Source organism: Bacteroides sp. MSK.20.12 (assembly GCF_019052435.1).
Lineage (GTDB): Bacteria > Bacteroidota > Bacteroidia > Bacteroidales > Bacteroidaceae > Bacteroides > Bacteroides xylanisolvens.
Genome location: NZ_JAHQVH010000103.1, coordinates 1 through 861 on the forward strand (window position 1 = coordinate 1; position 861 = coordinate 861).

Annotated in this window: 2 protein-coding genes; both read left to right on the forward strand. The window is 42.2% G+C overall.

Translation table 11 applies throughout. The features are described 5' to 3' along the window. Window positions 1–51: 51 nt before the first annotated feature. Entirely contained in the window at window positions 52–423 is a 372-nt protein-coding gene (locus tag KTR06_RS24330; protein ID WP_007483771.1) for a transposase family protein, read from the forward strand. A gap of 40 nt (window positions 424–463) precedes the next feature. Further along, the coding region (locus KTR06_RS24335; protein ID WP_217290893.1) for a transposase at window positions 464–861 on the forward strand (398 nt) is incomplete at its 3' end.

Sequence of the window (861 nt, forward strand, 5' to 3'; positions counted from 1 at the left end):
GGCTCAGTCTGAAACCTTGGGGGATTGCGTTAAAATTCTTATTTTTGCATCATGAAAACATCCTCTTCCCAAACGATTGATCCTGTTGCTTCTTTAAGCTTGTTCTTGCCTTCAGGAATCCTTGATTACTTTACCCTAGTCAATCATGTTTCTCAGGATACTTGCTTTATTCTTTATTTAGAGGAGAAAGCCACTATTCCTTCTGAGTACTCAGATCTACATCTTCACTCAAAAGGTTTCCTCCCTGAGATTGAAGTTCAGGACTTCCCTATCCGTGGTAAAGCCGTTTATTTACGTATCAAGCGTCGTCGCTGGGAAGATCCCTCCACTGGGCAGACATATAGTCGTGACTGGAGTTTGGTAGCCACCGGTACTCGCATAACCGCTGAGTTCGGTGCTTTTTTAAAAGAATTACTTAGATAATCACGCCGTTAGCTGCCAAAGTGTAGCAGAGCATTACTGTATGGATGGCAAACAGCTTCAAAGCCAATATAAAGATCACCTGAGTGACTTCCAGAATTGGGATCAGAGAGCACATGCCCAAGAGTATATCCTTTATCCAAAGAATATGGGTTATCGCCTATGTATTGACGAAACGGCTTTGAGCAAGGGAGATCTTTATACCATCTTAATAAATAGAGATAAGCGAGGTAGGAAAGGTTCTATGATAGCTGTAATTCAGGGCACTAAAGCCGATGATATCATTGCGGTACTTACAAAGATGCCACAGGAGCTGCGTAATCAAGTCAAAGAAATTACACTGGATATGGCAGGGAGCATGCAAAAGATTGCGAAAACGTGCTTTCCACGTGCCATGCAGGTGATTGATAGGTTTCATGTACAAAAACTTGTATACGAAGC